This window comes from Paraburkholderia sp. (assembly GCF_034668105.1).
In the GTDB taxonomy this organism is placed as follows: Bacteria; Pseudomonadota; Gammaproteobacteria; order Burkholderiales; family Burkholderiaceae; genus Paraburkholderia.
In genome coordinates, this window is sequence record NZ_JAXDPY010000302.1 from 1 (window position 1) to 6,584 (window position 6,584).

General features: G+C 63.2%; 5 protein-coding genes. 1 reads left to right on the forward strand and 4 read right to left on the reverse strand.

Annotated elements, in window-relative coordinates:
• Window positions 1–606 precede the first annotated feature (606 nt).
• From QOC89_RS13675 to QOC89_RS13685, 3 genes are all read right to left on the reverse strand, one after another.
• Complete coding sequence (locus QOC89_RS13675) at window positions 607–1,746, reverse strand: IS481 family transposase (protein WP_323045499.1); 1,140 nt, start codon at window positions 1,744–1,746, stop codon at window positions 607–609.
• A 295-nt stretch (window positions 1,747–2,041) separates the two neighbouring features.
• Window positions 2,042–3,289, reverse strand: a complete 1,248-nt coding sequence (locus QOC89_RS13680; protein ID WP_323045500.1) for an MFS transporter — start codon at window positions 3,287–3,289, stop codon at window positions 2,042–2,044.
• Window positions 3,286–4,236, reverse strand: coding sequence for a PRC-barrel domain-containing protein (locus tag QOC89_RS13685; protein ID WP_323045501.1), 951 nt, complete (start codon window positions 4,234–4,236; stop codon window positions 3,286–3,288). Before QOC89_RS13685 ends, QOC89_RS13680 begins: the two co-directional genes overlap by 4 nt.
• A gap of 517 nt (window positions 4,237–4,753) precedes the next feature.
• Here QOC89_RS13685 and QOC89_RS13690 point away from each other — a divergent pair.
• Window positions 4,754–6,136: an NCS2 family permease gene (locus QOC89_RS13690; RefSeq protein WP_323045502.1), complete on the forward strand. Its 1,383-nt coding sequence runs from the start codon at window positions 4,754–4,756 to the stop codon at window positions 6,134–6,136.
• On the opposite strand, the gene QOC89_RS13695 is transcribed toward QOC89_RS13690, so the two are convergent.
• The gene (locus QOC89_RS13695) at window positions 6,112–6,384 is read right to left on the reverse strand and encodes a hypothetical protein (RefSeq protein WP_323045503.1); all 273 of its coding nucleotides are present in this window, start codon (window positions 6,382–6,384) and stop codon (window positions 6,112–6,114) included. The two genes, QOC89_RS13690 and QOC89_RS13695, sit on opposite strands and share 25 nt — an antisense overlap.
• Window positions 6,385–6,584: the final 200 nt, after the last annotated feature.

A 6,584-nucleotide genomic window follows, 5' to 3' on the forward strand; every position in this document is an offset into this window, starting at 1 on the left:
GCCGAATTGCCGGACAAGCCGTACAAGCCCAATGAGCCCAATGAGCCCAATGAGCCCAATGAGCCGAATGAGCCGAATGAGCCGGCCAGGCGGATAAGCGAAAATGGAACGCGAATGTGAAACGGGGCGGCAGTTTTTGAGAAATGCGTTTCGGCCCGCGCAGTGCCGACGGAAGTATGACGACCGTGCCGAAGTGCATTTCTCAGAGCGGTCAGCGTTGCTTTCGCGCTCACGCTTCATCTGGCGCGGTGGCGCGGCGAATATCGGGTATATCGCATCGTTACCTGTGTCCCGCCATGTCGCGGGGGTACATCGCCGAGGCGAAGCCGATGGCTCCCACCGCGCGCAAGCGAAGCCGATGGTTTCCCATGCAGACCGATCCGCGACGCACGCAGTGCGGAGTGGGTGCTGATGAGCGCTTTGTCACTCACGTTGAATGTGCGAGGGCACGGATTCCAGATGCACCACTACCCCCTCCAAGCCAGGGGACCCGCTTGGAAGTTAGCGGTTTGAGCCGCTTTCTCTTGCCTACTTCTCTTTGCGGCGGTGTATGGACCGGAGACATGGGTAACAGGTGTGCGGGGACATGGGTAACACATGATCCGCTCATTCCTGCTGGTTCAGGTTGATGGTTCCGAAACGGTGATGCGCAAAAAACAGGTCGTAGCAGTTCTCTTCACCGACGCGCTCGCGGATGGCCACGGGCAGGTTCTGCAATGCCTTCGACACCTTGAATCGCCGGTTCCTGAAGCGTAGTTCACCGTTCCATTTCACGCACTGCACGAGGTCGTTTTCACCGTACTCGATCGGCGGCAGAATCTCGGGGTAGGCGCGCGGACTGGGGCGATAGCGCGTGACCGGGGTCGCCATGTCCAGCGCCTGATGCGGGCGCTGATGGTTGTAGACCGAGCGCCATGCATCGAACGCCTGCTGGGCGCTGCCCAGGTCTTTGAAATGGCGCCCGGCGATCACCTCGGCCTTCAGCGTGCGGTGAAACCGCTCTTCCTTGCCATTGGTCTGCGGATGCGCCACGCGGCTGTGCGACAGGCGCACGCCCAGCCGGATGAGCCAGATGGCCAGTTCGGTCAACTGGCCCGGCTGGCTGGGGCTGCCCCACGGCGAACCGTTGTCCGCGTTGATGCGCAGCGGCAGCCCGTAGCGGCGGAACGTGTGCTCCAGATGATGCTGCACGATCCGGGTGTCGGTGCAGATGCAGGCATCGAGTGTCACGTTGTAGCGCGAATGATCATCCAGCATGGTCAGTGGCGAACAGTGCCGTCCGTCCTGCAGGTCGAACCAGCCCTTGAAATCCATCTGCCAGAGATCGTTGGGCTGCGCATGCTCGAAGCGCTGCCAGGCCGTGGCGGCGTCAGAAGCGGCCGGGTCGATCAGCCCGTGGCGATGCAGGATATCGGTCACCGTGCTGGGGGCGGGCACGTCCGTGTGACCCAGATCGCACAGACGTCGGCTGATCTTGCGCCCACCCCAGGCCGGATGCGCGCGCCGCAGTTCAACCACCCGCTGCTCGACCGACGGGGTCGTGCGCGCCGGACTCTGCTGGGGCCGTCGCGAATAATCCGTCAGCGCGGTGGCGCCACCCTGCGCGTGGCGATCGAGCCACTTGTAGCCGGTCTTCGGGCTGATGCCAAAACGCCGACACAGCTCACGACGGTTGGCGCCTTCCTGCGAGGCCAACTGAACGAATTCCAGACGCAGATTCATGGTGTCTCTCGGGTTCCAGGGCATAACCGGCTCCAGGCGATTCGCTCGCCCACAGTGTTACCCATGTCCCCGCACACCTGTTACCTATGTCTCCGGTCCATACACGGCGGCAAAGAGAAGTAGGTGCCTGCCCCGCACAGGGGCGACGCTAATAGACCAATATCAATTCAAGGAAAGGCCAACGCCGTAGGCAACCAGACAAGAAGCGCCGCGCAGGCAAACAAACCAGGAAAAGGCCAACGCCATAGGCACACAACCAGGCGCCGCGCAGGCAAACAAAAACAAGAGAAAGCCCACCGCCGCAGGCGAACAGAAAACCTCACCTCACAGCCGACTTCCCTCCCACAGCCGCAGCCTCTTCAGCCGCTGCATCCCGCGTCTCGGGCATCGCGGCCCACACCAGCAAAACCGCAAGCGCCCCCGCCGCAGCAAGCCCAAAAAAGCTCACGGCATTGCCAAAACGATCCGCCACAAATCCAGCCGCTGTAGTGCTAAGAGTCGCCCCAATCCCCGCAGCCAACCCGAACAACCCGATACAAAGGTTATACCGCCCCTTGCCGCCCGCCACATCGGCGGCAATCAACGGCAACATCACACCGAACACCGCTGCACTCAGACCGTCCAGCATCTGCACCGGCACCAGCAAATACGGGCTGCTGATCCCGGCAAACAACAACGCCCGTATCGGCAGCGCCGAAAACCCAAGCAGCAAAATCGGCCTGCGCCCCCAGCGCTCGGCAGAGCGCCCAACCCATGGCGACATCATCGCCACAATCGCCTGCGGCACGATGATGCACGCCGCAATCACGAGCTGAACGTTGTCGCCCATGCCGGCCGTCACTTCGCCAGCGGCAAGATTCAGCATCGCCGCATTCGACAAATGGAACAGCACGATACAAGCAGCAAACAGCAACATCCGCTTGTCACGCAACAACTCGCGCAAACTCTCGCGCCGTTCGATCTGTGCCGGCGTCGGGCCGGTTTTCGGCAATTCAATCGTGTCGGTGCGCTGAATCATCATCAAAGCGAAAAGCGCCGGGACAGCCAGCGCCGCAGTCAGCCAGAACACCGCGCGCGGCGAATAGTATTCGCCGAATACGCCCATCAGCCCAGCCGCCACGGCGCTGCCGATCGACGCCCAGCGTGCATTGCGTCCCAACCGGTCGCCCAGATTCGCGCGCCCCACCAGCGCGAACGAGATCGCAGCCAGCGCCGGCGTCAGCATGCAGCTGGCAAAGCCGTGGAACACCTCGGCGGCAATCACCGGCAGCACGGTCGGGCTCGCGGCCAGCAGCACCGCGCTGAAAATAATCGCGAAGATCGCCCACGCGGCAGCGCCTTTCTTGTTGCGCAGCGCGTCGACGGCAGCGCCGCCCGGCACCTGGCTCACCATCGCGCTAATGGTGCCGACGGACAGCGCCATGCCGATCTCGCCCTGGGTCCATTTGTGCGAGGCCAGGTACGACGCAATGAACGGCCCGAAACCCGTCTGCACGTTGGCGACGAAAAAATTCATCCAATCGAGTGCGCGCAAACTGCGCGCGGTAACCAAAGTGCGGCCTGTCATCGGGCCGCCCGTGCGTTGGAACCCGCCGTGGCAGTAGCCGGTGCAGACGCAGCAGCGGGAGCCGGTGCCGGCGGCGGAGCCGGCGACACGGCGCGAATCGGCTTGTCGTTGGCGTACGGCGGCGTCGCGTTGATTTGCGCGTCGCTCAAATCGATCAGCGGATGCAGCTCCTTGTCTTTCGTGACGAACCGCAGCGCCGACCAGTTGGCGGCAATCGTGCGCCGCTCGGTACTGACCATGCCGTTGACGTCGAGCACGACCGCCTGCGGCTGCGCATTGGCGTCGACCAGCACGTCGATCACGCGGCCCACCTTGGCGCCGTTCGAGCGCTCGACATCGGTGTCGATCAGCGGCACCTGCATGACAGCCGACTTCGCCGCGGGAGCGGGCACGGCCGCCGCGTTGAGCGTGATCGGCGCGGCCTTCGCGGTCGGCACGAAACGGAACGCGCTCCACGGGAAATTGACCTTGCGGTCGCCAACGCCCAGGAAGCCCTGCAGATTCACCACCATCTCGCGCGGCTTGCCGCTCGCATCCGCGATCACGTCGACCGCGCGGCCGACCACCTTGCCGTCAGGCTTCTGCACTTCGCTGTCGAGCAATGCGCGGGCCTCGCTGCGCTCGATCGTGCGCAGCACGATCAGTGGCGGCGGCGGGGGCGGGGGAGGCGGGGGCGTGACCACGGGCGGCGGCGGTTCGACCTTGCGTGGCTTGACGACCGGCTTGCGTGGCTTCCTCGGCTGTTCGGGCTCGGCCGCTTCAGTCTCGACCGGTTCCGGCTCGGAGGCCACCACGGGCGCGCTCGCGGGCTCGACGGGCATCACCGTGGCGTCGACGATCGGCGCCTGCTGCGGGCCCCACAACAGGCTGCAACCGGACAGCGCGAACAGCGCGAACACAGCAAGAATCAGTAGACGCCAGGCAGGACGCGAAAAACCGCCGCTCATCAAGAAGAACTCCATGGGCAGTGCGGACGGGCGCTGTGGACCGCCGCGGTTGAGACATTCAGTCAGGTCAGGCCAGGGTCAGAGTGTAACCCGCGGCGCCGGGGCGGCCCGCTTTTGCAGGCTTTCTGACAGGCGTCCCCCACGCACGGTTCATGCCGCGTTGCGCGCTTCCGGCCGCACTCGATGCCCGTTTTTGCACGGCGAACCCATCAAAACCCTTTCACGACTTCATGACAAACCGTAGGTGTTAACGCGCGGAGCGCCGACGCGGTTTGCCGTCCTTTAGACCATATAAGCATCGAGACATGTCGGGCATGCCATCTATGCGATGGGCGATATATTTGTGTTGACCTACATTTCGGGACAGCAAAAGAAGAACAGAAGGCGGGAGGTCCGGACGTATCGCAAGCCGACGTTCAAACCTTGCCACACCACATTAAATCAATGCAACGAGACGAACCTGATGGCGGCCGGAAAACGGGCCGTTTCAGCACGCTGATAAAGGAGGCTACTCATCATGATGGAAACCCACGCCCAACCGATTTCTGAAGTCGGCGCCGAATCATTCGACGGAAAAGGCTTTCTCGACCGCTACTTCCAGATCTCGTCACGCGGCAGTTCGCAGCGTACGGAAATCGTGGCGGGAATCACGACCTTCCTCGCGATGGTCTATTCCGTGTTCGTCGTGCCGGGCATGTTCGGCAAAGCGGGCTTCGATACCAGCGCGGTGTTCGTTGCCGTGTGCCTGACCACCGCGTTCGGCTCGTTGCTGATGGGCGTGTGGGCGCGTCTGCCGATCGCGATCGGCTGCGCGATTTCGCTGACCGCGTTCACCGCGTTCGGTCTCGTGCTCGGTAAAGGTCTGCATCCGAACGTCGCGCTCGGCGCGGTGTTCCTGATGGGGGTGGTCTTCACCGCGATCTCGGTGACGGGCGTGCGTTCGTGGATCCTGCGCAATCTGCCGACCGGCATCGCGCACGGCACGGGTATCGGCATCGGCTTGTTCCTGTTGCTGATCGCCGCGAACGACGTGGGTCTGGTCGTCAAGAATCCGGGCGCCGGTTTGCCGGTCGCACTGGGCAATATCACGGCGTTGCCGGCGATCATGTCGGTGGCGGGTCTGGCGGCGATCTTCGGTCTGGTGCGCCGTCGCGTGCCGGGTTCGATCCTGATCGTGATCGTCGCGATTTCGGCGCTCGCCCTGCTGATCGATCCGGCGGTCTCGTTTCACGGCGTGTTCGCGCTGCCGTCGCTGAGCGCACCGGGTCATGCGTCGCTGATCGGCGCGATGGACATCAAGGGCGCGCTGTCGATGGCCGTCTTGCCGAGCGTGCTGGCCCTCGTGATGACGGCCGTGTTCGACGCCACCGGCACGATTCGCGCCGTCGCCGGACAAGCCGGTCAACTCGACGAAAACGGCCGCATCATCAACGGTGGCCGCGCCTTGACGGCGGATTCGCTGAGCTCGATTTTCTCGGGCCTGCTCGGCGGTGCGCCGGCGGCTGCCTACATCGAATCGACCGTCGGCGTGGCAGCCGGCGCGAAGACGGGGATGGCGGCAGCGGTGGTCGGTCTGCTGTTTCTCGTGGTGATGTTCTTCTCGCCGCTGGCCAGTCTCGTGCCTTCGTATGCAACGGCCCCGGCGCTGATGTACGTCGGCCTGCTGATGCTCTCGAACGTGAGCAAGCTGCATATGGACGACATGGTCGACGCGATGTCGGGTTTGATGTGCGCGGTGTTCATCGTGCTGACCGCGAACATCGTGACGGGCATCATGCTCGGCTTCGCGACGCTGGTGATCGGCCGCGTGGTGAGCGGCGAGTATCGCAAGCTGAACGTGGGGACGGTCGCGATCGCGATCGTGCTGGTCGGCTTCTATCTCGGCGGTTGGGCGATCTGATCCTGCCGCATGGCGTTTTGCGTTTTGCTGTAACGAGAGAGTGGGGCAGCGCTCCGTGCCGCTTTGCTCGAACGTGTAGTCGGTTGTTCTCCACCTTGACGCGGCGTGTTGCAGGGTTTTATCTGCGACACGCCGCGTATCTTTTTTTGCAGCGTCCCGTTCGCGGCTTCTTTCAGCGCCTGGTTCGCCGCTTCCTTCACGGCTTCTTTCGCCGCTTCTTTCACCGCTTCTCTCACGGCTTCTCTCACCGCTTCCTGCTCGCTTTGAAGAAAACACGCACCTGTCCTTGACATTCTCACGCGCGTTTCTATACTTAACCTTATGGTTAAGTTTAACGAAACGTTACTCGATCGCACCTTCGCCGCGCTGTCCGATCCGACGCGGCGTGCGTTGCTCGCGCGTCTGTCGCAACTGAACGATCTATCGGTCAGCGAACTCGCCGAGCCGT